Origin of the sequence: Vibrio sp. THAF64, from assembly GCF_009363455.1 — a bacterium.
GTDB classification, from domain to species: domain Bacteria; phylum Pseudomonadota; class Gammaproteobacteria; order Enterobacterales; family Vibrionaceae; genus Vibrio; species Vibrio coralliilyticus.
In genome coordinates this window covers 805,376-828,882 of the sequence record NZ_CP045355.1, presented here as the reverse complement: position 1 = coordinate 828,882, position 23,507 = coordinate 805,376, and the positions used below count along the sequence as shown (strand labels likewise).

Genomic DNA, 23,507 nt, shown 5'->3' with positions numbered 1-23,507 from the left:
AAAGCAACCGTTTGCGTCATTTTTTTCGTCAAATTTGAATTACAGCAAAAATCCCAATTTTAAATCTTTAACCCGAAGTGACTCTGATTGTCTTGCCTTGTTATGACACTTTGATATAAATGCCCTACTGGAAGTATGAGAATGATGTGAATGAAGAAGCATTACTTGAACCGTTGGACATCAATCAGCGCCTTGCTGTTTTCTGTATTGATGTTATCCGGCTGTCAAATTGAGTCAGAGCCCAAAAGTGATTTAGACCAGATACGTGAGCGTGGTGTGTTACGTGTCGGCACTCTGAATAACCAGCTGTCTTACTATATCGGTCCTGATGGCCCAGCAGGTTTGGATTACGAACTGGCCCGCGAATTCGCCAATGAGCTTGGTGTGCAGTTGGAAATGAAACCAGCCTACCGTATCTCGTCGTTATATCCTGCGCTAGCCAAAGGTGAAATCGACATTATTGCTGCAGGTTTGACTCAGTCACCTGAACGTATGGAGCGATTCCGACCTGGCCCCGCTTACTACTACGTCAGCCAGCAAGTTGTGTATAAAAAAGGTAAGAAACGACCACGCAACCTAGAGCAACTCCTCAATATCCACCCCGTACCAACAGATGATGGTGAAGAGCTTCCTATCCTTAAAATCATCAGTGACTCTCACGTTAAACAAACTCTGAGCGCCATCAAACAAGAAGAGCACCCTGACTTTGCCTTTGAAGTTGACCCAGATGCTGAAGTGAGTGATCTACTAAAACAAGTATCTGATGGAGAGCTGATGTTCACTGTTGCCGATTCAGTCGAAGTCTCTTTATCACAACGTATCTATCCCGATATTGCGCTCGCATTCGAGCTGACAGAAGATCAGCCAATCTCTTGGTTTGTTCGTCGTTCTGAAGATGAAAGCCTTTATGCGCTTATGATCGAATTCTTCGGCTACACCAAACAATCTGGTCACCTAGCCTCTTTAGAAGAAAAGTATATCGGTCATATTGGCAGCTTCGATTACGTTGATACCCGAGCTTTTATTCGTGCGCTCGACTCTAAGCTTCCACAATGGTCACCTCTGTTTAAAGAATACTCAGATGAGTTTGACTGGCGACTCGTGGCGGCACTGGCTTATCAGGAATCGCACTGGAACCCGCTTGCTAAATCTCCGACAGGTGTACGAGGCATGATGATGTTGACACTGCCAACCGCTAAAAGTGTTGGCGTCACCAATCGTCTCGATCCTAAGCAGTCAGTTCGTGGAGGTGTTGATTACCTGCGACGAATGGTGTCTCGCATCCCCGACTCCATTGATGAGCATGAAAAAATTTGGTTTGCCCTTGCATCGTATAACGTCGGCTATGGTCACATGATGGATGCCCGAAGACTCACGAAGAAGCAAGGCGGTAACCCAGATGCGTGGGCTGATGTGAAAGATCGCCTGCCGTTGCTGCGCCAGAAAAAGTACTACAGCCAAACCCGCTATGGCTATGCACGCGGTGATGAAGCGAGAAACTACGTCGAGAATATTCGCCGCTATTACCAGAGTATCATCGGCCATGTCGAACAGCAGACCACGGACAACAGTGATGTCAACATTGATGATCTCGCCGTGATTGAAGTGCCAGACAGCCCTATCTCAGCAGCTTCAGCGGTATCTTCAGCGGCGCCAGTTGAAGAAATACAAGAATAGAAACAAACCGTTAAAGTGCCCAGCCATTGATTAATGGTTGGGCACTTGAATTTTACTTGCCTGACCCAAACATAGTATCGTGAGCCAGCCTTTTCGGTAGCATTATTTAAATGGTAACAATTGGCTGGTAAAAGACGAGTTACATAACGTAATCAATGCCTTCGATACAGAAAGCAATCATAGAGTTCTAACCCACAGTAGGAGGTTGTTTTATGCGTAGACGTAAAATGCAGTCAAAACGCCTTAATAAAACCGTTGCGGCAAACCGCCGTAAAAGAATGCTCAGCAATAACAAGAAGAAAGTCATTGCCCGTCATCGAGCTTTTATGCAGCTAATTTGTGCATAAACCAGTTGGCAAACACCTTGAATCAGGTGTTTGCTGAAAACCCTACCCTTCTGAACGCTTCATTTGTTTTTGCGCTTTTTTCTCTTTACGACGACGCTTAAAGAACGCCTGAAGCTGGCCTCGACACTCTTCTTCCATCAGTCCTTGTTCAATATCGGCATAGTGATACGCCGCTTGATGTTCAAACAGATTGAGTACTGTTCCTGCAGCCCCCGCTTTTAAGTCCGGAGCACCATAAACAATGCGTTTCACTCGGCTATGGAGTAAGGCCCCCGCGCACATAGGGCATGGCTCTAGCGTAACGTATAATGTTGTATCCAACAGTCGGTAATTTTCCAGTACTTGGCCGGCTTTACGCAGCACCTGCATTTCAGCATGAGCCGTCGCATCATGATGACCAATTGACTGATTCCATCCTTCAGCAACGATCTCACCACCTTTCACTAGTACGGCCCCAACTGGAACCTCTCCCTCAGCTTCGGCCTGAGCCGCCAACTCCATAGCACGGCGCATGAAAAACTCGTCTTGAGGGGAAAACTGTGAATCTGACAAAAGGAAGCTCCGGTTGTATAAGTAAACGGCTAGGGGTAGCAAATTCTACCCGTATGAACGCGGAAGTGAAAGCAGGACGCAGAGCACCTCACATAAACTACTTCTTAGCACTAAAAAGAAGCGCCAGTCTTTCGACCAGCGCTTTTAAAATCCTAATACCTAAATAGTTGGTGTTGCGCAGTTAATAACTGCTACAGCGCCAAATCTGACCGTATTTACATTGTGTAAGTGTATGGTGCTTGAATACCTAGCGGAATGCCTAACATCCAGTAAGCCACTAGGAAGATTGACCAACCGATTAGCATAGCAATCGAGAATGGCATCATTAATGACGCTAGCGTACCAATACCAGTCGACTTCACGTAGCGCTGGCAGTAAACAACCACTAGAGGGAAGAATACCATCAGAGGTGAGATGATGTTCGAAACAGAGTCACCCACACGGTATGCCGCTTGTGATAGTTCTGGAGAAATACCAACAGCCATTAGCATAGGCACCAGAATTGGACCAATCAGTGCCCATTTCGCTGATGCAGAACCGATTAGAAGGTTTACAGAAGCCGTTAGAAGAATCATACCAATGATTGTTGCTTCACCTGGTAGGTTCATCGCTTTCAGACCTTCTGCACCGTATAGCGCTAGCATAGTACCGATGTTTGATTGCGCGAATGCAGATAGGAATTGTGCACAGAAGAACGACATTACGATGTATGCGCCCATCGTAGACATGGTGTCCGCCATCGCTTTGATGATGTCATTACTTGTCTTGAACGTGCCAGAAACGCGACCGTAAACGTAACCCGGAATGATAAACAGGATGAAGATCAACGGAACGATAGACTTCATGATTGGCGCAGAGAACGCTGTGATCTCACCTTCCGGTGAACGCAGTGCAGAATTTTCTGGGATAAGCGCCACAACAAGAAGTGCGATGCCCGCCATCATAGCCCAACCCGCGTAACGAAACGCTTTAGACTCAAGCTCAGTGAAAGAACCTAGATCTGGTGCTTTCTCTGCGTCTTCGTCGATTGGAGTGTTCTTTAGACGTGGCTCGATGATTCTTTCAGTTACATACCAACCGATAGCCACAATGATTACTGAAGATAGACCAGTAAAAAAGATATTCGCTAGAGGGTTAACCACGTACTCAGGATCGAGAACCTGCGCGGCTGTTTGAGTAAAGCCAGCCAATAGAGGGTCAATACCTGAAGGGATGAAGTTTGCAGAGAAACCACCTGATACACCTGCGAACGCTGCCGCGATACCCGCTAGAGGGTGACGACCTGCAGCGTGGAAGATGATACCACCAAGAGGAATAACCAGAACGTAGCCCGCATCAGCAGCAGTGTGCGATACGATTGCTACAAGAATTAGCATTGGAGTAAGAAGTTTTGCTGGCGTGAAGTTCAGCATCTTCTTAAGGCCAGTGGTGATGAAGCCAGAAGAATCGGCAACACCTACACCCAACATCGCTACTAGAACGATACCAAGTGGTGCAAAGCCAGTGAACGTTGTCACCATGTTAGCAAGGAAACTTGCTAGTGCTTCACCTGTCAGAAGGTTAGTGATGGTAAGAGCTTCGCCAGTTCGAGGGTTTAGAAGGTCGAAAGAAACATTCGACAAAAGTGCAGACGCAGCCCAAGTAATGATCAGTGCCCAGAAGAACAGAATGGCCGGATCCGGGATTTTATTACCAGCTCGTTCTATAAAATTAAGAAAGCGATCCATGCCATTCGGCTTGGACGATGGTGCTTTATTTACTGCTTGGTTACTCATGGTAACTCCATATGTGATGTTGTTGCCTTAGGCCTGTAATAATTGTTGTGACGACCTATTTTTCAGCTACACATTTTATTAAATTGCCCCCTCAAAAGCACAAGATTCCAGAGGTTTTTCCATATTTGGAGACATATTTTGCAAAATTGCCATTACTACGCAACAAAGTAAAAACACTAGCCACCCATATAATGAAACAGATTTGAAACCATTTTGAAAAATATAGAGAACACTTTTAAGTAAAATATCAATAATTTATTTTGAATATAAAATAGTCTACATACTAAATTCATTGAATTTGGAAACTGATGTCATTAGCTCAATGGATTGCTGTTTTCCATGGCGATCGAACCAACACACTTCCACGGTAATGTGCTTAACTTCAATCCCATTTTGTAACGAGGAGCGAGCCTCGCATCGCGTTTGAAAGTAATCAGCCGATAACGGCTGACACTGAGTTTGCGAATAGCAGGCATCTTGTTCTATATCGTCGAATAGATAACGTCCTCCCTTCACCGTTGATCCATGCGTGGTGAATTGTTCAAGCTCAGACTCTGCCAAGTAGAGCGCTTCAATAGACCGTTGAGCCCAATCGGATTTCATTTCGATATAGGTATGTAATTTGACTAAACCGACAGCACTACCGCTGACAAGCAAGAGAGCCAATAGCACCTCAAACAAGCTGACACCTTTCTGGTTAGAAATCATGCCAACTACCATTGCTCCATTTGACCTTATGAAAATGTCGAGCAGCCGAGGCCGTGACATCTTTATTGAACTGCATGTATAGATCATTGTTGATCAAGGCATAGCTATCAGGAGCATCCAACACTAAACCACCTAACGGATAAACATTACCACTCTGAAAATAACTCACTTTTTGTTGATCTACTGTGTTCAGCAAAGCATGCTCGTTCAAAGATGCAATCAGTGCCGAAAACAATGGATTGTTGTTTGATTGTCCCCAATCAACAAACCCAGCAGACGGACTCTCAGAAACAAAGTGATAAATCATGGCCTTCAATGCTTGGTTTCCTGAAATTGAAGCGATGCCATTGTGAAGCACCAGTATCAAGCCTCCATTCAAATGCGTATCAATGGCAAGGTTTATGGATTGCAGGTCATCTGCGCTAAGTTCACAGCTACCGTATACCCAAATAAGCTCATGAGATGCTTTGATAAGATTTGTAATCTGTTGACCGCAATTTTCTATATATTTCGCACTGGATAACTCGCTCGATAAGCGTGGCATGGTACTTTTAAGCTCATTTGGCACATAACCGAACAAGCTGGTGTCTGACATAACCTCAAACCAATGGCTACGTGGCACATTAAAAACTTCCTGAAATACATCAAGCTGCTCCACATGCTCGAAGTCACTCTGAGTTAAAGCTAGCTGCCAACTGAAATCTGTGTAGTGAGTTGTGCTGCACTGATGCAAACCTGAGCCATGACTCTCAGGAAAATAGCGAGAGATATCGGTTGCTTGATATGGATGTATGGTGTCATAGCTGTGCGCATAGAAAGTATTTTGATAACGAACCGAAGTACACGCCCAGCGGAACTCGCTAACGCGTTGATTCACGTGCGGCGCTATGTTGAGTCCACCATTCACCAATAAATGAGAGGTTGTAGTGATTGGACTTTTGATTTGAAGTTCGGGCAGAAGAAACGATTTACTTAAGGTTAAGAAACCACTGGTTGCACGAACAATATGTGGTGTTCCCGTTTCTATCTTAAGCGCATCCAAACTCAGCTGGATCTGACAGTCATTCAGCTCTTCTGGTATGTCTTGTTTTCCAACAACAGAGGAAATCGCACACTCTAACCCGCCCTCTGCGCGCCAATGTGCATGGCGACTTTCCACTTCATTTTGACTGCGTTTAATTTGGTAGAATAAGGCTTTATAACTGCCCATGACAATCATGAGCACGCCAGCTAGCAAAAGGCTTGTGATTAAAAGGGTTGCAGTACCTCGCTGAAATGTCATGTCACCAGTTCCTCTGTTTAATGGAAAAGGTGAGCGTCTTCGATACCTCTGGGGCAAAGCGTAAATGGGTACTGAGTTGAACATTGAGTAATGAAGAAGTATGGGTAGCACCGGCTAAAGGCTCGGAATCCAGTTCAAACTCGGTCACAACAATACGATTACTATCGAACACTGTGTTACAGGTATTACCAAAATGTGTGGTGAAGTTTTCTGCTTCTAAAGCCGACATAGCTCTTGATAGCTTCTTCTCACACACTCTCAAAACCTCCTTTGACTCGCTCTGCCGCTGGTAAACCACATTCGTGTATGCTGTCTCAGATTCTAAGCGGCCTGACAGGTAGGCGTACGCGAGCATAGTGTGTTGCTCGCCGTGCTTAATATAGTAAGTTTGTGCTGCGCCAGATAAGCGGACACTATCACCCAGCACGCTACCATAACCCGCTCGATACAAATCTAATTTCATCATTTGAAGAACACTGTTCGTGCTTTGCAGCAACATTAGCTCTTTAGCGCGGACAGCGGAGAGGCGTTGGCTATGGAGAAGCATACTCACGGCTATGGCGATGACCATGAGAGAAATCGAAGTAGAAACAAGAAGCTCAATTAGGCTAGACCCCGATTGCCCTCGCCTTAACATGGCTGATAACCAAGAGTAATGCCCGAAGGCGCACATACTCGTACAATGGCTGAGCGAAAATGCGTTCTGAGCTCAAGAGCAGTTTCCGAAGATAACTTAGGGTAAAATGTAAACCGCCCGCTTTTGGGTCGTCCATGTGTGGCATCAAAACTGACTTGATTTGAGCTGTAAGTCGTCGCCAGTTCGATGCCAGTAAACGGCTCGCCAGATAAACGCATAAGAACTAAACCATTGTCCTCATCTTCGCTGTCCGTCAAATTCAACGTCCAAGAATCACCTGACCTTGTGAGATGTATCCATAGAGGCTGTCGGCGCAAGATCGCTTGAGATTTTGCCATTAAGACGAAGCCATTCAATTCTTTAGCGAGCCTCATCATCTTAGTGGTATCAGATACTGAGCTAAAATTAGGAACCGCCCATACCAGTAACAAACTCATCACAGACAGAGTGACAACGGACTCCAGTAACGTAAAGCCACGAGGCATTTCCCAAATCCCTATGTAAATTTAAAAGTGTCGAGAACCATACTTGGCTTGATATTAACAGCGCATAACAATAGGTCAGAGGTGGGTACTAGGAGAGCTCGAAGTGATTGGCGTAAATAACTGCAAACAGAGTAAACAAAGTTTAATTGGGATGACGTTACTCGAATTACTGATCGTGGTTACTCTGATTGGTATCTTGGCGATGTTCGCCTATCCAAGCTATTTGGATCAGGTACGGAAGTCTCACCGCATCACCGCTATTGCGGATCTCGCCCGTATCCAACTCGAATTAGAATCAAGCTATAACGGCCAATATGATTGGCATAAGGTAATATCGAGTGGGAAATGTACGGTGTGCCTTTCCGAGCAAAGTCGCTTTGTGTTTAGCGTAACCAGTAGCGCCAATGCGGCGTACATTGTCAAAGCGACAGCGCAAGCAAACAGCCAACAAAATTTAGACTCTTGCTTACAAGAATACAACGTTGATTACCTCAGCCTTGATGCTAGCAATAAAGCGTTTCCTCTTAGCTGCTGGCAATAAAAAAGCCTGCAGTTGCAGGCTTTATGTAGAATTTGTTTTTTTAGCTAGTCAGGTCATCGAAGAACTTCTTCACGCCATTGAAAAAGCCTTCCGCTTTTGGCTTGTGCTTCGTTGCCGCTTCACCACCACAAGACTCTTCAAACTCTTTCAATAGATCTTTCTGACGAGTACTTAGATTTACCGGAGTTTCTACAACCAGCTTAACGATAAGGTCGCCAACGCCACCGCCGCGAACACCCTTCACGCCTTTACCGCGCATACGGAACATGCGACCCGTTTGAGTTTCGGTTGGTACTTTCAGGTTCACACGACCATCCAGTGTTGGTACTTCGACTTCACCACCCAGTGCAGCCATTGCAAAGCTGACAGGCACTTCACAATAAAGGTTGTTGCCATCACGCTCAAAGATTTGGTGCTCTTTCACATGAACCTGTACGTATAGGTCACCCGCTGGAGCGCCCATTTCTCCTGCTTCACCTTCACCAGAAAGACGAATACGATCACCAGTATCAACACCAGCAGGAATCTTAACGTTAAGCGTTTTAGTCTTCTGCTTGCGGCCTTGACCATGACATGAGTTACAAGGATCTTTGATGATCTTGCCCTTACCATGACAGGTAGGACAGGTTTGCTGAACCGCAAAGAAGCCCTGACGCATCTGAACCTGACCATGACCGTGACAGGTTCCACACGTTTCAGGGGACGAGCCTTTCTTCGCGCCACTGCCATCACAAACGTCACAGTTAACTAGCGTTGGAACTTCAATTTCTTTTGAAACACCACGAACCGCTTCTTCTAGCGACAGTTCCATGTTGTAGCGCAGGTCTGCACCGCGTTGCGCGCGCTGCTGGCCACCACCACGTCGGCCACCACCAAAGATATCACCAAACACGTCACCAAAAATGTCACCGAAATCAGCACCAGCACCACCGCCAAAGCCACCACCGCCCATGCCGCCTTGTTCGAAGGCTGCGTGACCATATTGGTCATAGGCTGCTTTTTTCTGAGGATCCAGTAGGATTTCGTACGCTTCTTTTACTTCTTTAAACTTCTCTGCAGCAGACTCATCACCCTGGTTACGGTCTGGGTGGAATTTCATTGCAAGGCGCTTGTACGCCTTTTTAATATCACGTTCTGATGCATCTCGGCTTACGCCTAATACTTCGTAAAAATCACGTTTTGACATGTTCTTCGTCACCAATTTATTACTGCAAACGACCGATTGTCGCTTGGTGTTTGTATCGTTCTAGATAAAGGCTTTGTGCAAAAGTGCTTATCTGGAAAGACAGCGTATTTACAAACAGGCGGGCGTGTGAGTTCCCTCAAACGCCCGCATATTACTTTAAGTTAAGTCAGAATCGAGAATTATTTTTTCTCGTCTTTAACTTCTTCAAACTCAGCGTCAACAACGTCTTCTTCTTGCTTAGGCTGTTCACCAGCTTCTGCACCTGCTTGTTGAGCCTGAGCTTGCTGCTGAGCGATTTCCATCAGCTTCTGAGCTGCCGTCATAAGCGCTTGAACTTTCGCATCGATAGCTTCTTTATCGTCGCCACCTTTTGCTTCTTCAAGTTCAGTAATTGCAGCTTCGATCTTCTCTTTTTCTTCAGCTGGAAGTGCGTCACCCGCTTCTTCAACTTGCTTGCGAGTACCGTGGATCATTTGGTCAGCTTGGTTACGTGCAGCTGCTAGCTCTTCGAACTTCTTGTCCGCTTCTTTGTTAGCTTCTGCTTCTTGAACCATTTTCTCGATTTCGTCGTCGCTTAGACCGCCTGAAGCTTGGATAGTGATCTTCTGCTCTTTACCTGTCTGTTTGTCTTTCGCAGATACGTGCAGGATACCATCCGCATCAAGGTCGAAAGTTACTTCGATTTGAGGCATACCACGAGGTGCTGGCTGAATGCCTTCTAGGTTAAATTGACCTAGAGACTTGTTGTACATCGCTTGCTTACGCTCACCTTGAAGAACGTGAATAGTTACCGCGTTCTGGTTGTCTTCTGCTGTAGAGAAAACTTGGTTCGCTTTCGTTGGGATAGTTGTGTTCTTCTCAACTAGCTTAGTCATTACGCCGCCCATAGTCTCGATACCTAGAGACAGAGGAGTAACGTCTAGTAGAAGTACGTCTTTCACATCACCAGCAAGTACACCACCTTGAACTGCAGCACCCATTGCTACTGCTTCGTCAGGGTTCACGTCTTTACGAGCTTCTTTACCGAAGAACTCAGCCACTTTCTCTTGAACCATAGGCATACGAGTCTGACCACCTACTAGGATTACGTCAGTGATGTCGCCTACAGAAAGGTCTGCGTCAGCTAGAGCAACTTTTAGTGGCTCAAGAGAGCGTTGTACTAGGTCTTCAACTAGAGATTCTAGTTTCGCACGCGTTACTTTAACGTTCATGTGCTTAGGACCAGTCGCATCTGCAGTTACGTAAGGTAGGTTTACGTCAGTTTGAGAAGTAGAAGAAAGCTCGATCTTCGCTTTTTCTGCTGCTTCTTTAACACGCTGCATTGCTAGAGGATCATTCTTAAGATCGATACCTTGCTCTTTCTTGAACTCTTCAACTAGGTAGTTGATCATGCGGTTATCGAAGTCTTCACCACCAAGGTGTGTGTCACCGTTAGTTGCTAGTACTTCAAACGTTTTCTCACCTTCAACTTCGTCAATCTCGATGATAGAGATATCGAATGTACCACCACCAAGGTCATATACTGCGATAGTGCGGTCACCGCCTTGCTTGTCTAGACCGTAAGCTAGAGCTGCTGCAGTAGGTTCGTTGATGATACGCTTAACTTCTAGACCTGCGATACGGCCAGCATCTTTAGTTGCTTGACGCTGAGCATCGTTAAAGTAAGCAGGTACTGTGATAACTGCGCCAGTTACTTCCTCACCTAGGAAGTCTTCTGCAGTTTTCTTCATTTTCTTCAGTACTTCAGCAGAAACCTGAGGAGCCGCCATTTTCTGGCCTTGTGCCTCAACCCAAGCATCACCGTTGTCAGCCTTAACAATGTTGAAAGGCATGATTTCGATGTCACGCTGAACTTCTTCGTCTTCGAAACGACGACCGATTAGACGCTTAATTGCAAATAGCGTGTTAGTTGGGTTTGTAACCGCTTGACGTTTAGCTGGCTGACCTACTAGCGTCTCACCATCTGTGTATGCAATAACTGATGCTGTTGTACGCTCGCCTTCCGCGTTTTCGATTACGCGTGGCTTGTCACCGTCTAGAACAGCAACACAAGAGTTAGTAGTACCTAAGTCAATACCAATGATTTTACCCATCAGGCTATCTCCGAATAAATTCTATTTTCGTTTTGCTATATCCCCTATGTGGGGATGGAGAATAGGGTTTCAACCCTTACTCACAAACTAAAATAATTTTGTTTGCTTCACTTATGCCCAATAGATAAGGGCTGTAAATAGCTTTTCAAGGGAAGAAGTGAAAAAAAGTGAAAAAAGATTTGAGGATAAGCGAATAGACCGGATTCCGAAGTCATAATTTCAATAAGTGGTGCTCCAACACTTACATCTTCGTTCTCTCAAGTGGTAATGCTCAAAGCCCAATTAATGTCATTACTACATGCTAAAAACAAAAAGCGAGGCACTTGGCCTCGCTTTCAAATTCCGACACTTTAAAGATTAAGCATTCGCTTGTGCAGGTTGTGCTTCAACTTCAGCTTCGTCTTTACCGATTTCACCCTCTGTTTTAGCAACAATAGTGTTTACAGCTGTGTCGCCCACTACGTTAGAAGATGTACAGAACATATCGTTGATACGGTCAACTGCGGCGATGATTGCAAGACCTTCAGGTGGTAAACCTAGTTGGTGAAGAAGAACACCAACCATAACTACACCACCACCAGGAACACCACCAGCACCAATAGATAGAAGCAGGATAGTTAGACCTAGAGTGAAGACGTCAGCAGTGTTGATTGGCTGACCAAATGCGTTCGCAACAAAGATAGTTGCCAGTGCGATGTAGATCGATACACCAGACATGTTCATTGTTGCACCAAGTGGGACACCGAAACCTGCTACCGATTTAGAAACTTGAAGTTTCTCAGTCAGAGTACGCATAGTTACAGGAATAGTCGCGTTCGAGCTCGCTGTAGATAGGGAGAACAGGATCTGTTCACGAGTTGCACGCAGGAACGTCTTTGGTGAAGTACCTGTCGCGATACCTACTGCCATTGGGTAGAAGATGAAGATCCAGAACACTAGCATTGCGACAACAAGTGCTACGTAGCCGGCTACAGACATTAGCGTGTTCGCGTCTAGCGTTGCACCTAATTGAATCATTAGAGCGAATACACCGTATGGCGCTAGGCTCATAACCAGACCAACTAGCTTCATCATGATTTCGTTAGCCATCTTGAACGTGCGGATCGCAGGGCCACCGCGTGAATCAAGTGCTTGGATAGCAAGACCAGTCAGGATTGCCATAAAGATGATTTGCAGCATGTCACCGTTAGCGAATGCCTGAACAGGGTTGCTCGGTACGATGTTAACGACCAGTGAGAAAATGTCAGGTGTTTCAGTCGTCGTCAGCTTAACAGTTTCTGAAATCGTACCCGCTAGATTCGCGTCAGCACCCGGCTGGAAAATAAGGCCAACAGTCAACGCCGCAGTAATCGCGATGATGGTGTTAAAGATGTAAAGGGCAAAAGTTTTACCACCAAGACGACCAAACGCAGTGATGTCTTTCAGGTCCACAATACCGCACACGATAGAAACGTATACTAGTGGAACAACAAGAAGTTTGATCAGGGATACGAACATACCACCAGCGCCTTCTGCGGCACCCAGTAGGTATGTGTCAAAGATAGCAATTCCGCTAAACAGGTACTGAATCGCAGTACCAATCAGTAGGCCAGCGAACAAGCCTACAAATATCTTGCTTGAAAGCGATTTATCCATCATTCGTCTCCAGAATGTTGTGTTTATATTTTATGATTTTATAGTTTATTCCGCCGAGTTTTACGGCAGAGTTCGCACATAATACACACAAAAGTTACAAAATAAAGTGTTTGTTTACGATAATGTTACATATTTCTAATCGGAAATTAATTTTCGTATAAACTTTAACCCAAGAATAATTCACTATATCAATGTGTTAATTTGGTCGTTCTGAGAGCTCTGACGAGATCAAAAAAGAGAGGCCGAAGCCTCTCTTTTTAAGTTTAATCAGTTTGGATTAAGCAGTTATTTCGCTACCATCACCATGGCAGGACGAATAACACGACCATTCAGCTCGTAGCCTTTCTGCATAACAAACATCACAGTGTTTGACTCATGATCTGGGCTCTCTTGAATAGACATCGCCTGATGCATTTCAGGGTTGAACGCTTCACCTTCTGGGTTAATTTCCTTCAGGCCAAATTTCGCAACAGCATCAACAAACGTTTTATGTGTCAGCTCTACACCTTCAACAATTGGCTTCACCGCTTCGTTGTCTGTATCCGCTGCCTGGATCGCTCGCTCTAGGTTGTCGATAACAGGTAGTAGCTCTTCCGCAAACTTGTTCAATGCGTATTTACGAGCCTTGTCAATTTCCGTCTCGGTACGACGGCGCATGTTTTCAACTTCCGCCTTAGCACGCAGAACAGAATCTTGCTGCTCTTTAACTTTCGCTTCACTTGAAAGAAGTGCTGCTTCAAGCTGAGCAATTTTAGACTCTTGTTCGTCTTGTTCAGTTGCTTCGTTCCATTCGATATCAGCGTCAGTACCTACAACTTCTGCTTCAACTTCTTGCGCAGTGTCTTGCTGCTGTAGCTCTTCTTCTTTGATCTTGTTTTCTTCGTTGCTCATGATATCTCCAGAATTCAATTCCATCTGTATCTAAACCGTCACGTTTATCGCGTTTAGATACATAAAAATTCGCATAAATAGCTAACTTGCCATTATTATGGGGATGAAGATTGTCGAATCAAGCCTATTTAGTGCGGAAAACCTATGAAAAAGCCTTTTGAAGTGATCGCCATCATTGGTAAACCCCGAGATCAGCAAGCCATTCAGACTCATAGAGAGCTTTATACCTGGCTTCAATCGGAAGGGTATCAGGTTTTTATTGACGACAGACTGGCTGAAATTCTAGACGACGTACCAAGTGAACATTTTGCGAGCCTGATTCAGTTAGGCAAAGCCGCCGATCTCGCCATTGTGGTTGGCGGGGATGGCAATATGCTTGGTGCCGCAAGAGTCCTGTCTCGATTTAATATTTCGGTTATCGGTGTCAACCGAGGCAACCTTGGCTTTCTCACTGATCTCAATCCAGAAGATTTTCAGTCGGCGCTGAAGAAAGTCCTCGCAGGTGAGTTCATCGAAGAAGAGCGCTTTTTACTGGAAGCGGAAGTCCATCGCCACGGTCAGATAAAAAGCCACAACGCCGCATTGAATGAAGCGGTGCTACACCCAGGCCAAGTTGCCCATATGATCGAATTTGAGGTGTATATAGATGAGAGTTTTGCCTTTTCGCTACGGGCGGATGGGCTGATCGTCTCTACCCCAACAGGCTCAACGGCCTATTCATTGTCTGGTGGCGGCCCGATTCTGTCACCGAGCCTTAATGCAATTTCGCTAGTTCCTATGTTCCCCCATACGTTATCAAGCCGCCCGTTGGTTGTTGACAGTAAGCGTCGTATCAAATTGGTTGTTTCACCGGATAACCGTGGCACCCAAGAAGTGGGGTGTGATGGACAAGTTTCTTTACCTGTTTCACCGGGTGACGAAATCCACATCTACCAGAGCCCTAATGTTCTTAAGCTCATCCATCCTAAAGACTACAGCTACTACCATGTGTTGCGGAACAAACTAGGATGGTCGAGCAAATTGTTCTAATTGAGAAAAGTTTTAAGGGTTGACGAAAAGCGTCAGCCCTTTTTGTTGAAAGCCTTCGTAACTCAACGGCTCCCACTCAACAATCACATCAGCAAAACACACTCCTGATCCCGCTCACAAAAATTTTCATCACCACCTTTACTGTATAAAGAAACAGTATATACTGTTTTCCTATACAGTATTGTTCATTTAAACAGGTACAAAAAATGCTGGCTCATCTAAGTGTTAATAATTTCGCTATTGTTAAATCTCTACAGCTGGAGCTATCTCACGGCATGACCACCATCACTGGAGAAACTGGTGCGGGTAAATCTATTGCAATTGACGCTTTAGGTCTTTGCTTAGGTGGTCGGGCGGAAGCCGGCATGGTACGTCAGGGGGAAGAGAAAACCGAAGTCAGTGCGGCCTTTTCCCTTGAGAACAACATTCACGCAACGCGTTGGCTAGAAGATAACGATCTGCTGGAAGGTAGTGACTGTATCTTGCGTCGCATCATCAATAAAGAAGGCCGTTCAAGAGCCTTTATTAATGGCAGCCCGGTACCACTTTCACAACTAAAAACTCTTGGGCAATTACTGATCAATATCCATGGTCAGCATGCGCACCATCAACTAATGAAAAGTGACTACCAGATGGCTATGCTGGACCAATATGCAGGCCATACAAACCTTTTAAAAGGTACTCGTAACGCCTACCAAAATTGGCGCCAGGCCGATAACAACCTTAAGCAGTTAAAAGAAAATAGTGCAGCTAACCTTGCACAAAAACAACTGCTTGAATACCAAATCAAAGAGCTTAACGAGCTCTCTCTTGGCGAGGATGAATATGAAGAACTCGAACAGGAACACAAAAGATTGTCTAACAGCGGAGAACTCGCCGCCACCTGCCAACAAGCCATCGAGCTTATTTACGAAGGTGAAGAAGTTAATGCGCTTAGTATTCTCCAATCAGCCAGTAGCTCCCTGATCCAGCTTGCTGAATTGGATGAAGCGCTTGCAGAACTGCCAAACATGCTCTCAGAAGCCATCATCCAAATCGAAGAAGCCAACAGTGAATTGCGTGGCTATCTCGATAACATAGATGTTGATCCTGCTCGTATGGCCTTTGTTGAAGAACGATTCTCAAAAGTCATGTCGATGGCACGTAAACATCATGTACTTCCTGATGAGCTGTATCAGCATCACCAAGATTTGTTGTCACAAATTGAGGCTTTAGATTGCTCCGATGAAAAGCTGGAAGAACTAGAACAAGCAGTCGAAGCCAAATATCAGGCTTTCCTGACCTCAGCGGAGAAGCTTCACAAATCTCGCTGTCGCTACGCTAAAGAGCTCAACAAGCTTATCACTGCTAGCATGCACGAGCTCAGCATGGAAAAAGCGCAATTCTGTATTGAAGTGGATAAGCAGTGTACTCACCCTTCTCCACTCGGAATGGATAATGTCTGTTTTGTGGTCTCAACCAACCCAGGTCAGCCTATGCAGCCTATCGCAAAAGTAGCGTCTGGTGGTGAGCTGTCTCGAATCTCTCTAGCGATTCAAGTCATTACAGCACAGAAAGTCGATACCCCAAGTTTGATCTTCGATGAAGTCGACGTGGGCATCAGTGGGCCAACTGCCGCTGTCGTCGGGAAAATGCTGCGTAAGCTTGGTGAATCGACTCAAGTTCTGTGTGTCACTCACCTGCCTCAGGTTGCGGGGTGCGGCCATCAACAGCTCTTTGTTGCTAAGCAAACCAAAGCCGGAAAAACAGAAACTCAGATGCATTCATTAGACAACGAACAGCGTGTATCCGAGTTGGCCAGATTACTTGGCGGCAGTGAAATTACCGAGTCAACCTTGGCGAATGCAAAAGAGTTACTAATTGCGGCTTGATAGACTCTACGGCTGATTCTCAACTTAGAGCCAAAGTTCCGACTTAGGGAAATTTTGGTACGAGTTTGCAACTAAATTCAAAAATCGTGGTCTGAAACAGTTCAAAACAAGATGAGCTTTTTACATTAGCGCTCAGCTTGTTTATTATCAGCCCAATTTGAGAAATATCCGTTACAAGAATTTATCCGTATGCAATTGAAAAAGTGGCTAATCGCTGTACCACTCTCTATGACACTGTTGACTGGCTGCTCTCTGGTAGAAAAGCTGGTATACCGAATTGACATCAACCAAGGTAACTACGTTGAGCAACAAGCTGTTGATCAACTGAAGTTTGGTATGACCAAAGAGCAGGTACGCTTTGTGATGGGCTCACCAATGCTAATTGAAAACGGTTACCCAGATACTTGGTACTACATTTACCACCATACCGAAGGGCACAAAGATTCGGTGCAGAAGGACTTGATTGTCAATTTCAACGATAAAGGCCAATTGGTCGATGTGACTGGTGACTTCCCACCTAGCTCTGATTTCTTTGAAGGAATCAATTAAGGAAGCGAGAAGCGAGAAGCGAGAAGCGAGAAGCGAGAAGCGAGAAGCGAGAAGTTTTTAAGGGTTGGCGCATAGCGTCAACCCTTTTATTTTGGCATAAAGCAATTCAACCAGAAGAAAGGTGGTTATCTTACAAGCTAAATACGCTCAATCTTCCTTCCTAAGTGGATTCTTTTTACCGCCAGTGACTGGATCTGCTGCCCCTGATTCTTTGGCTTGTTCAGCGCGTTTACGGCGAATTTCCTTCGGGTCTGCAAGCAGTGGGCGATAAATTTCAATACGGTCTTTATCACGAATCGTAGCGTTGAGCTTAACGTTGCGGCTGAACACTCCCACTTTGTTCTTGGTCAGATCAATTTCTGGGTATTGTTCTAAAACACCAGATTCTTTAATGATTTCCTCAACCGTCATCGATTTATTGACCACTAAGGTATATACCCGTTGCTCTAAAGGGAGAGCGTAAACCACTTCAACGTGGATCATGTCAGACTCAATACTCATAGCACGGATAAACCTGTTTAGCGCGTTGAGTAAACGCATTCACCATATTGCTGGTCAGCTCGTTAAAAATCTTACCAAAAGCCATTTCGATCATTTTGCTGGAAAATTCAAACTCCAACTTAAGCTCAACCTTGCAGGCTTTATCGTCTAAGGCAGTAAAAAACCACCCCCCTTTCAATGTCTTAAAAGGGCCATCAACCAAATTCATTAAGATCGCTTCACCACTGATCAGCTCATTTGAAGTGGTAAACGTTTTACTGATCCCTGCTTTCGAAACGTCAACGGAAGCAACCATGGCAGAACCACTGGATTCAATCACTCGGGAGCCTGAACAACCGGGTAAAAATTCAGGATAACTGGCCACATCATTTACCAGCTTAAACATCTGTTCAGCACTGAACGACACCAGCGCAGAACGGCTGACTTGCTTCATATAGACTCCTCATAGCGCACACCTAGACAGCAGGCATGCACCAATTTTACTTTTATTTGCACTCAGCGCAAATAAAGGGATTTCCTAACTAAGTTCCTAACCGTATAATGCAGCCATTATGGCAAAGAAAAAATCGAAACAAAAAGCGGGTAGCAATACCATCGCTGTCAATAAGAAAGCTCGCCACGAATATTTCATTGATGATGAAATCGAAGCTGGCATGGAGCTTCAAGGCTGGGAAGTTAAAGCACTTCGTGAAGGCAAAGCAAACATCGCAGAAAGTTACGTATTTATGCGAGATGGTGAAGCCTTTGTGAGTGGTATGACTATTACTCCTCTTAACCAAGCATCGACACACGTTGTGGCGAACCCTACACGTGTTCGTAAACTACTGATGAGCCGTCGTGAGCTTGATAACCTTTTTGGTCGAATTAACCGTGAAGGTATGACGCTTGCTGCACTCTCGCTCTACTGGTCTCGCTCTTGGGTGAAGATGAAAATCGGTGTGGCAAAAGGTAAGAAGCTGCACGATAAACGTACTGATATGAAAGAAAAAGATTGGGCGAGAGAAAAAGCTCGCGTAATGAAGAGTTCGCTGCGCTAATATTGAGCACTTAAACGCACAAGTCTAGACAGGTTACACTTTTCTGGTACTATGCGAAGAACACTTTGGGGCTGATTTAGGATTCGACAGGAATTTTGCAGTCTGAGGTGCATGCCGTGGGGCGGTTGGCCACGTAAAAAGCCGCAAAAAAATAGTCGCAAACGACGAAAACTACGCACTAGCAGCTTAATAACCTGCTCAGAGCTCTCTCGCCCTAGCTTCCGCACGTAAGACGGGGACCAACGAGAGATCAAACCCAAACGCGCTAGCCCGGATTCTCCCGCCTGAGAGATGAACGGCGAAATTTAATTCAGGATAGTCACTTACTGGCGTGTCGGTTCGCAGGTACTTGGTGAATTTAAAGATCGACTAAGCATGTAGTACCAATGATGAATGGTTTTTGGACGCGGGTTCAACTCCCGCCAGCTCCACCAAACGTTTGGAAAGGCCCAACTCTTACGAGTTGGGCCTTTTTGTATTCAGCGCATCAGCGAGATTAAAACGCTTGTACTATTTCATACGCACACATTGCTCGCGCTTTCTCACTTCCCTCAGTTTTATTTTGCTCGAAACAATGGCGATATGACGCAATGTATTGGTTGAATGTTTCCATTGCATCGGGTTTAGGTTGGTTTAACAACTGCTCAATGAATTGACGCGATCCGATTTCAAAGTGCTGAGTGTCTATCGGCGTATTCCAATCACCGCCCCAGATAAGAAACCCATGATGTGCGAAAAGCTCTGTGACGTCTTCGGCCATGCCCTGACGTTCGATCTCATTTCGAGCTCGAAAACGAGTTCGGTTGATGTAGTTATCTACTGATTGAATCGGTTTTACCGTAATTTTTCCATCTGGTCCAAACTCTAGAAATGGGTTTTGTACCGGGTTGATATCAATGGCGACGCCGTAAGCATGTTTCGACCAACTAGACCCTCCAGTGATGGGGCGCGCATTGAAAGCGCTGCTATTGTTCGCGGCCATCGAAGCATTATCATCACCTTTGAATTCACGCATCAAACGAGCCGAATGAAGAGGAAATTGACGTTTATGCAGTTCTGCAAAAATCCGCTCAACGGAAGGCGCAACAACATCGAACACGATCATGCTGCCTTGCTTCGTTTGACCATCAAAAGTGACGAAGTCGAAATCCACTTTAGAAAGCCTATCACAGCCTACCGGAGCACCTTCACTCAATACTCCCTGCTTCTTCATCATGTCACATTGCCATTCCGAAACAGGTGCGACGTTAGCGTACCCCGTCGAACTCAATAAGGCAGCGAGCAAGCCCAACCAATGTTTTTTCATTTCACTTATCTCAACGTATTCCTTGAAGGTGGACTTATTCTAGCGAATTGACTGATTAGGCGAGATATTTAAAGCACTGAATTTACGTCAAATTGTGATTCTGACTCCGAGAAGCTTTCAAGTGCGTGTTAGGAATGAAAGTAACGCTGGGAATCAGTTGAAAAACGGATAGAAAAACTCAATAGAAAGCCAACCACTTCCTACTGAGTTATTGCGATGTGGTTTTCATTAACTTTCTTTGCCTTTGAAACTGTTCACTGCAGAGGCGACACTTTCGGCACCTGTATATATCTCGTCCATCGTCTCTGAGACGGTTTGAATCTTGCCGCTAGCTTCCTGAGCAACATAATTGACATCATTCATCGCCTGCGTGACTTCTTTGGTCAGTGACATATTTTTGTTGACCACCTGCGTGATTTCCTCAGTAGACTCTGATGTCCTTGAAGCCAACTTACGCACTTCATCGGCCACCACAGCAAACCCTCGGCCTTGGTCACCTGCGCGTGCCGCCTCAATAGCAGCATTCAGCGCTAATAAGTTGGTTTGCTCTGCAATGCTGCCTATGGTTTTTACAATTTCAGAGACATCATCCGAAAGCGATGCTAGCTCCTCAACCTGACTGATCGATACCGTAAGGTTATCCATCATTCTTTGCGAAATCCCCACCGTATCATGCAAGACCTGATTGCCTTCCTGAGCCACTTGCGAAGTTTGTAGTGCGGTTGAATAAGCGATGTTTGCCGCTTCCGAGATCGCCATTTCGCGATTCACATCATCGGTGATGTCTGAAGCAAATTTCACCACTTTATACACTTCTCCTTTCTCGTTGCGCACTGGGCTGTAAGATGCCTGAATCCACAACTCCTCCCCGTAGCTGGTCTTACGTAAGAATCGGCCCGAGAAAGCACGACCTTGAGCCAGTTCGCGCCAGAAGTTTGGGTTTTCCTGATAAAAATCATCAAAACAAAACATGCGGTGATGCTGCCCCTGAACCTGCTCAATTGCGTAACCCAAACCAGAGAGGAAGTTCTTATTCGCATCAAGAATGGTACCGTCGGGCTGAAACTCAATCACGGCAAAGTTTTGATGAAGCGCCGTAATAAGATCTTTATCCGCCTGAGCTTTCTTAACTTTCTCAGTGACGTCACTGGCAATTTTCATCACACTTTTCACACTACCAGTGTCATCAAAAATGGGAAAGTAAGTCGCTTCAATAATGACCAAATCCCCCGTTTTACTGTAGCGTTCAAAAGTACCTGATTTCACTTCACCTCTCGCCAAAGATTGCCAGAACTGAGTGTAATCAGCGCTCTGGGTATAACTCTTATCACAGAATATTCGATGATGCTTACCCATTAGCTCTTCCAGTTGGTAACCCATCGCTTGTAAGAACAATGGACTGGCATTTTGGATGTGCCCCTGAGTATCGAATTCAATGGTCACTAACGACTTGCTCATGGAGGCAACAATCAGATGATTGTGATGCTGAAGGCTAAGCTTTTGTTCAGGTTCTTCATTATTTTTGTCAAATGGCCACATAACTTACACACTCTTCATGCTCAATGAATTGCTTTAAGTATGGTTGCTGGTTCAAATTATGCACACACCTCTAAAGGGGTAGCAATATCTGTCGCTCTCAAAGATTTAGAACGCACTTTTTCATGAAAGTGGAGTGAGAACATTGGTTTAGCTATGCAACAAACCACACATTAAATAGATTAATGAGAACCAATAGACCAATAACTAAGGTGCGCCTCAGTGATGACTTTTGTATTCAGAGTTTTATGTGTTTTTAGCCTATGTTTTTCCTCTTTTTATACATTTGCTGCAGAGCGATTTCCATTGGCGCCACCTGACACCAGTAGCCCACAAGCAACCTATCTCAGCTTCACACATTTAGTCGAGCAGGCGAATCAAACGCTGCTTGAACTACCCTCTTTACCAGCAACAGAGAAAGAGGCGGCCAGACAATCGGTGTACGCCCTGTTCAACAAAGCAATGCAATGCTTTGACTTGTCTGAAGTACCCAAGTCGAGCCAGCAACGAGTCGCACTCGAGTCCGTCATGTTGATGAAAGAAATCCTCGACCGTCTACCTGAATTTGAAGCTGCATCGATTCCGGATCAAAGCAAGCTGAGCTACTGGCGATTGCCTCATACTCAGTTGATCATTGAAAAGCAAGCCGATGGCAAATACCTTTTTTCCGCTCAAACCGTCGATAAACTCTACTCTAGCTATCAGCTCGTCAAACACTTACCTAATCGTAACGGTACGGTAGAAGACTTTTACCAGTACTACTCTTTGAGTGCCGGGAAGCTGATTCCTCCCGCTTGGTTTGGTTACATTGAAGCCCTCCCCGATGTATTCATGGAAGAATTTTCCGATCAAGCAATATGGCAATGGCTCGCACTAGCGATAGTGAGTGTAGTGTTATTCGCTTACGGTTATGCGGTTTATCGCTATATTGGCAACACCATAATGACGCCTATTTTTATGGCTTTGGGGATTGGTGGTTTTCTGTACCTGATCAGCCACGAAATCAATATGACAGGTAAGCTGATGTCGACATTAAACGTCTCTGGTGAATTGTTGATCTGGCTTTTAGTGACTCAGTCAGCCTACCTGATTGGCTATAAAGCCTGCACGGTTTTGCCTAACCGAGGTGAACATGCCTCTAATCTGCGTCAAAGCGTGACACAAATTGTCGGCACTTTAGTCGGCTCCGCTCTGGCAGTGTCAATCTTTGGCTATGGCTTAAGTCGTATCGGCGTTCCGGTTTACGGTATCGTCACCGGGCTGAGCCTTGGCGGTATGGCCATCGCTCTAGCGATTCGTCCGACAATGGAAAACCTGATCGGTGGCGTAATTCTATTTATGGACAAATCATTATCCGTTGGTGATTACTGCCAAATTGGCCAAGTCTCTGGTGTTGTTGAACGTATCGGTGTTCGGTCGACACGAATCCGAGCGAAAGATCGTACCCAAATAACTATTGCCAATGGCGATCTGGTTAAGATGGAAATCGTCAACTTCACTCGCCGTGATCGCTACCCATTTTCCACTCAGATCGGTCTGCGTTATGAGACAACTATGCCTCAGGTTGAGCAAATTGCGTATGAAATAAAAACAGCACTTCTCGCCCACCCCGATGTTCTCGAGTCCCCGCTACGTGTCCACTTTTCTTCCTTTGGTGAATACAGCCTAAACATTGATGTACTGGCTCATATTGATACCAAAGACAGAAATGAGTTCTTGCAGTTGCAACAAGATCTATTGATGCGTATCGAGCAAATTGTTAAAGCGAATCATGCAGAATTTGCTCTGCCTGCCCAAACAACCTACCTGCACATGTCAGCAAACACAGCAGAACAAGGCCGCTCCAAGTCAGAAGCGCTCACTTAAAAT

Annotated in this window: 22 protein-coding genes and 1 other RNA gene; 9 read left to right on the top strand and 14 right to left on the bottom strand. The window is 45.3% G+C overall.

What is annotated here, in order from left to right; translation table 11 throughout:
• Nucleotides 1–150 precede the first annotated feature (150 nt).
• Both mltF and FIU99_RS27680 read left to right on the top strand, forming a co-directional pair.
• Entirely contained in the window at nt 151–1,677 is a 1,527-nt protein-coding gene (mltF, locus tag FIU99_RS03785) for a membrane-bound lytic murein transglycosylase MltF (protein WP_039951728.1), read from the top strand.
• Nucleotides 1,678–1,889: 212 nt separating this feature from the next.
• Nucleotides 1,890–2,024, top strand: a complete 135-nt coding sequence (locus FIU99_RS27680; protein WP_006959616.1) for a hypothetical protein — start codon at nt 1,890–1,892, stop codon at nt 2,022–2,024.
• 42 nt (nt 2,025–2,066) lie between these two features.
• On the opposite strand, the gene tadA is transcribed toward FIU99_RS27680, so the two are convergent.
• The 6 genes from tadA to FIU99_RS03755 all read right to left on the bottom strand — a co-directional run bounded on the left by tadA (nt 2,067) and on the right by FIU99_RS03755 (nt 7,463).
• Nucleotides 2,067–2,576: a tRNA adenosine(34) deaminase TadA gene (gene tadA / locus FIU99_RS03780; protein WP_006959617.1), complete on the bottom strand. Its 510-nt coding sequence runs from the start codon at nt 2,574–2,576 to the stop codon at nt 2,067–2,069.
• A 215-nt stretch (nt 2,577–2,791) separates the two neighbouring features.
• Nucleotides 2,792–4,351 (bottom strand): AbgT family transporter, encoded by a 1,560-nt coding sequence (locus FIU99_RS03775; protein WP_006959618.1) that lies wholly within the window; start codon nt 4,349–4,351, stop codon nt 2,792–2,794.
• A gap of 276 nt (nt 4,352–4,627) precedes the next feature.
• Entirely contained in the window at nt 4,628–5,059 is a 432-nt protein-coding gene (locus FIU99_RS03770) for a typIV pilin (protein ID WP_152472038.1), read from the bottom strand.
• Nucleotides 5,049–6,341 carry a hypothetical protein gene (locus tag FIU99_RS03765; protein WP_152472037.1) on the bottom strand — a complete coding sequence of 431 codons (1,293 nt, stop codon included), beginning with the start codon at nt 6,339–6,341 and terminating at the stop codon, nt 5,049–5,051. Before FIU99_RS03765 ends, FIU99_RS03770 begins: the two co-directional genes overlap by 11 nt.
• Nucleotide 6,342: 1 nt before the next feature.
• Nucleotides 6,343–6,978 (bottom strand): PilW family protein, encoded by a 636-nt coding sequence (locus tag FIU99_RS03760; protein ID WP_152472036.1) that lies wholly within the window; start codon nt 6,976–6,978, stop codon nt 6,343–6,345.
• Complete coding sequence (locus tag FIU99_RS03755; protein WP_152472035.1) at nt 6,972–7,463, bottom strand: GspH/FimT family pseudopilin; 492 nt, start codon at nt 7,461–7,463, stop codon at nt 6,972–6,974. Before FIU99_RS03755 ends, FIU99_RS03760 begins: the two co-directional genes overlap by 7 nt.
• Before the next feature lie 103 nt (nt 7,464–7,566).
• On the opposite strand from FIU99_RS03755, the gene FIU99_RS03750 reads away from it, so the two are divergent.
• On the top strand, nt 7,567–8,004 hold the full coding sequence (locus FIU99_RS03750; protein WP_152472034.1) for a type IV pilin protein: 438 nt from the start codon (nt 7,567–7,569) through the stop codon (nt 8,002–8,004).
• A 40-nt stretch (nt 8,005–8,044) separates the two neighbouring features.
• On the opposite strand, the gene dnaJ is transcribed toward FIU99_RS03750, so the two are convergent.
• The 4 genes from dnaJ to grpE form a co-directional block, all read right to left on the bottom strand.
• Entirely contained in the window at nt 8,045–9,190 is a 1,146-nt protein-coding gene (gene dnaJ / locus FIU99_RS03745; RefSeq protein ID WP_006959623.1) for a molecular chaperone DnaJ, read from the bottom strand.
• 179 nt (nt 9,191–9,369) lie between these two features.
• On the bottom strand, nt 9,370–11,283 hold the full coding sequence (dnaK, locus tag FIU99_RS03740; protein ID WP_152472033.1) for a molecular chaperone DnaK: 1,914 nt from the start codon (nt 11,281–11,283) through the stop codon (nt 9,370–9,372).
• 357 nt (nt 11,284–11,640) lie between these two features.
• On the bottom strand, nt 11,641–12,918 hold the full coding sequence (locus FIU99_RS03735; protein WP_099609651.1) for a dicarboxylate/amino acid:cation symporter: 1,278 nt from the start codon (nt 12,916–12,918) through the stop codon (nt 11,641–11,643).
• Nucleotides 12,919–13,203: 285 nt separating this feature from the next.
• Nucleotides 13,204–13,809 carry a nucleotide exchange factor GrpE gene (gene grpE / locus FIU99_RS03730; protein WP_019274186.1) on the bottom strand — a complete coding sequence of 202 codons (606 nt, stop codon included), beginning with the start codon at nt 13,807–13,809 and terminating at the stop codon, nt 13,204–13,206.
• A 144-nt stretch (nt 13,810–13,953) separates the two neighbouring features.
• Between grpE and nadK the strand changes: the two genes are divergently transcribed.
• From nadK to bamE, 3 genes are all read left to right on the top strand, one after another.
• On the top strand, nt 13,954–14,838 hold the full coding sequence (gene nadK / locus FIU99_RS03725) for an NAD(+) kinase (RefSeq protein WP_006959627.1): 885 nt from the start codon (nt 13,954–13,956) through the stop codon (nt 14,836–14,838).
• Nucleotides 14,839–15,044: 206 nt separating this feature from the next.
• The gene (recN, locus tag FIU99_RS03720) at nt 15,045–16,709 is read left to right on the top strand and encodes a DNA repair protein RecN (protein WP_152472032.1); all 1,665 of its coding nucleotides are present in this window, start codon (nt 15,045–15,047) and stop codon (nt 16,707–16,709) included.
• Nucleotides 16,710–16,898: 189 nt separating this feature from the next.
• Complete coding sequence (gene bamE / locus FIU99_RS03715) at nt 16,899–17,258, top strand: outer membrane protein assembly factor BamE (RefSeq protein ID WP_006959629.1); 360 nt, start codon at nt 16,899–16,901, stop codon at nt 17,256–17,258.
• Nucleotides 17,259–17,405: 147 nt separating this feature from the next.
• Here bamE and FIU99_RS03710 read toward each other — a convergent pair whose 3' ends face one another.
• Both FIU99_RS03710 and FIU99_RS03705 read right to left on the bottom strand, forming a co-directional pair.
• The gene (locus FIU99_RS03710; RefSeq protein ID WP_006959630.1) at nt 17,406–17,759 is read right to left on the bottom strand and encodes an RnfH family protein; all 354 of its coding nucleotides are present in this window, start codon (nt 17,757–17,759) and stop codon (nt 17,406–17,408) included.
• Complete coding sequence (locus FIU99_RS03705) at nt 17,749–18,192, bottom strand: SRPBCC family protein (protein WP_095561129.1); 444 nt, start codon at nt 18,190–18,192, stop codon at nt 17,749–17,751. Before FIU99_RS03705 ends, FIU99_RS03710 begins: the two co-directional genes overlap by 11 nt.
• Before the next feature lie 118 nt (nt 18,193–18,310).
• Between FIU99_RS03705 and smpB the strand changes: the two genes are divergently transcribed.
• Both smpB and ssrA read left to right on the top strand, forming a co-directional pair.
• The gene (gene smpB, locus FIU99_RS03700) at nt 18,311–18,796 is read left to right on the top strand and encodes an SsrA-binding protein SmpB (protein ID WP_099609645.1); all 486 of its coding nucleotides are present in this window, start codon (nt 18,311–18,313) and stop codon (nt 18,794–18,796) included.
• A gap of 67 nt (nt 18,797–18,863) precedes the next feature.
• Nucleotides 18,864–19,230: a transfer-messenger RNA gene (ssrA, locus tag FIU99_RS03695) on the top strand.
• A gap of 62 nt (nt 19,231–19,292) precedes the next feature.
• Here ssrA and FIU99_RS03690 read toward each other — a convergent pair.
• Both FIU99_RS03690 and FIU99_RS03685 read right to left on the bottom strand, forming a co-directional pair.
• A complete protein-coding gene (locus tag FIU99_RS03690) occupies nt 19,293–20,102 on the bottom strand; it encodes a M15 family metallopeptidase (protein WP_152472031.1) in 810 nt (269 codons plus the stop codon).
• 228 nt (nt 20,103–20,330) lie between these two features.
• Nucleotides 20,331–21,641 (bottom strand): PAS domain-containing methyl-accepting chemotaxis protein, encoded by a 1,311-nt coding sequence (locus tag FIU99_RS03685; protein ID WP_152472030.1) that lies wholly within the window; start codon nt 21,639–21,641, stop codon nt 20,331–20,333.
• A 222-nt stretch (nt 21,642–21,863) separates the two neighbouring features.
• On the opposite strand from FIU99_RS03685, the gene FIU99_RS03680 reads away from it, so the two are divergent.
• Nucleotides 21,864–23,504: a mechanosensitive ion channel family protein gene (locus FIU99_RS03680; RefSeq protein WP_021456546.1), complete on the top strand. Its 1,641-nt coding sequence runs from the start codon at nt 21,864–21,866 to the stop codon at nt 23,502–23,504.
• Nucleotides 23,505–23,507: the final 3 nt, after the last annotated feature.

Excerpts from the sequence above, each read along its gene's own strand:
- mltF (WP_039951728.1), top strand. The coding sequence starts at position 151 with ATGAAGAAGCATTACTTGAACCGTTGGACATCAATCAGCGCCTTGCTG.
- FIU99_RS27680 (WP_006959616.1), top strand. The coding sequence starts at position 1,890 with ATGCGTAGACGTAAAATGCAGTCAAAACGCCTTAATAAAACCGTTGCG.
- FIU99_RS03775 (WP_006959618.1), bottom strand. The coding sequence starts at position 4,351 with ATGAGTAACCAAGCAGTAAATAAAGCACCATCGTCCAAGCCGAATGGC.
- FIU99_RS03770 (WP_152472038.1), bottom strand. The coding sequence starts at position 5,059 with ATGATTTCTAACCAGAAAGGTGTCAGCTTGTTTGAGGTGCTATTGGCT.
- FIU99_RS03765 (WP_152472037.1), bottom strand. The coding sequence starts at position 6,341 with ATGACATTTCAGCGAGGTACTGCAACCCTTTTAATCACAAGCCTTTTG.
- FIU99_RS03760 (WP_152472036.1), bottom strand. The coding sequence starts at position 6,978 with ATGTTAAGGCGAGGGCAATCGGGGTCTAGCCTAATTGAGCTTCTTGTT.
- FIU99_RS03755 (WP_152472035.1), bottom strand. The coding sequence starts at position 7,463 with ATGCCTCGTGGCTTTACGTTACTGGAGTCCGTTGTCACTCTGTCTGTG.
- dnaJ (WP_006959623.1), bottom strand. The coding sequence starts at position 9,190 with ATGTCAAAACGTGATTTTTACGAAGTATTAGGCGTAAGCCGAGATGCA.
- dnaK (WP_152472033.1), bottom strand. The coding sequence starts at position 11,283 with ATGGGTAAAATCATTGGTATTGACTTAGGTACTACTAACTCTTGTGTT.
- FIU99_RS03735 (WP_099609651.1), bottom strand. The coding sequence starts at position 12,918 with ATGGATAAATCGCTTTCAAGCAAGATATTTGTAGGCTTGTTCGCTGGC.
- grpE (WP_019274186.1), bottom strand. The coding sequence starts at position 13,809 with ATGAGCAACGAAGAAAACAAGATCAAAGAAGAAGAGCTACAGCAGCAA.
- nadK (WP_006959627.1), top strand. The coding sequence starts at position 13,954 with ATGAAAAAGCCTTTTGAAGTGATCGCCATCATTGGTAAACCCCGAGAT.
- recN (WP_152472032.1), top strand. The coding sequence starts at position 15,045 with ATGCTGGCTCATCTAAGTGTTAATAATTTCGCTATTGTTAAATCTCTA.
- bamE (WP_006959629.1), top strand. The coding sequence starts at position 16,899 with ATGCAATTGAAAAAGTGGCTAATCGCTGTACCACTCTCTATGACACTG.
- FIU99_RS03710 (WP_006959630.1), bottom strand. The coding sequence starts at position 17,759 with ATGAGTATTGAGTCTGACATGATCCACGTTGAAGTGGTTTACGCTCTC.
- FIU99_RS03705 (WP_095561129.1), bottom strand. The coding sequence starts at position 18,192 with ATGAAGCAAGTCAGCCGTTCTGCGCTGGTGTCGTTCAGTGCTGAACAG.
- smpB (WP_099609645.1), top strand. The coding sequence starts at position 18,311 with ATGGCAAAGAAAAAATCGAAACAAAAAGCGGGTAGCAATACCATCGCT.
- FIU99_RS03690 (WP_152472031.1), bottom strand. The coding sequence starts at position 20,102 with ATGAAAAAACATTGGTTGGGCTTGCTCGCTGCCTTATTGAGTTCGACG.
- FIU99_RS03685 (WP_152472030.1), bottom strand. The coding sequence starts at position 21,641 with ATGTGGCCATTTGACAAAAATAATGAAGAACCTGAACAAAAGCTTAGC.
- FIU99_RS03680 (WP_021456546.1), top strand. The coding sequence starts at position 21,864 with ATGACTTTTGTATTCAGAGTTTTATGTGTTTTTAGCCTATGTTTTTCC.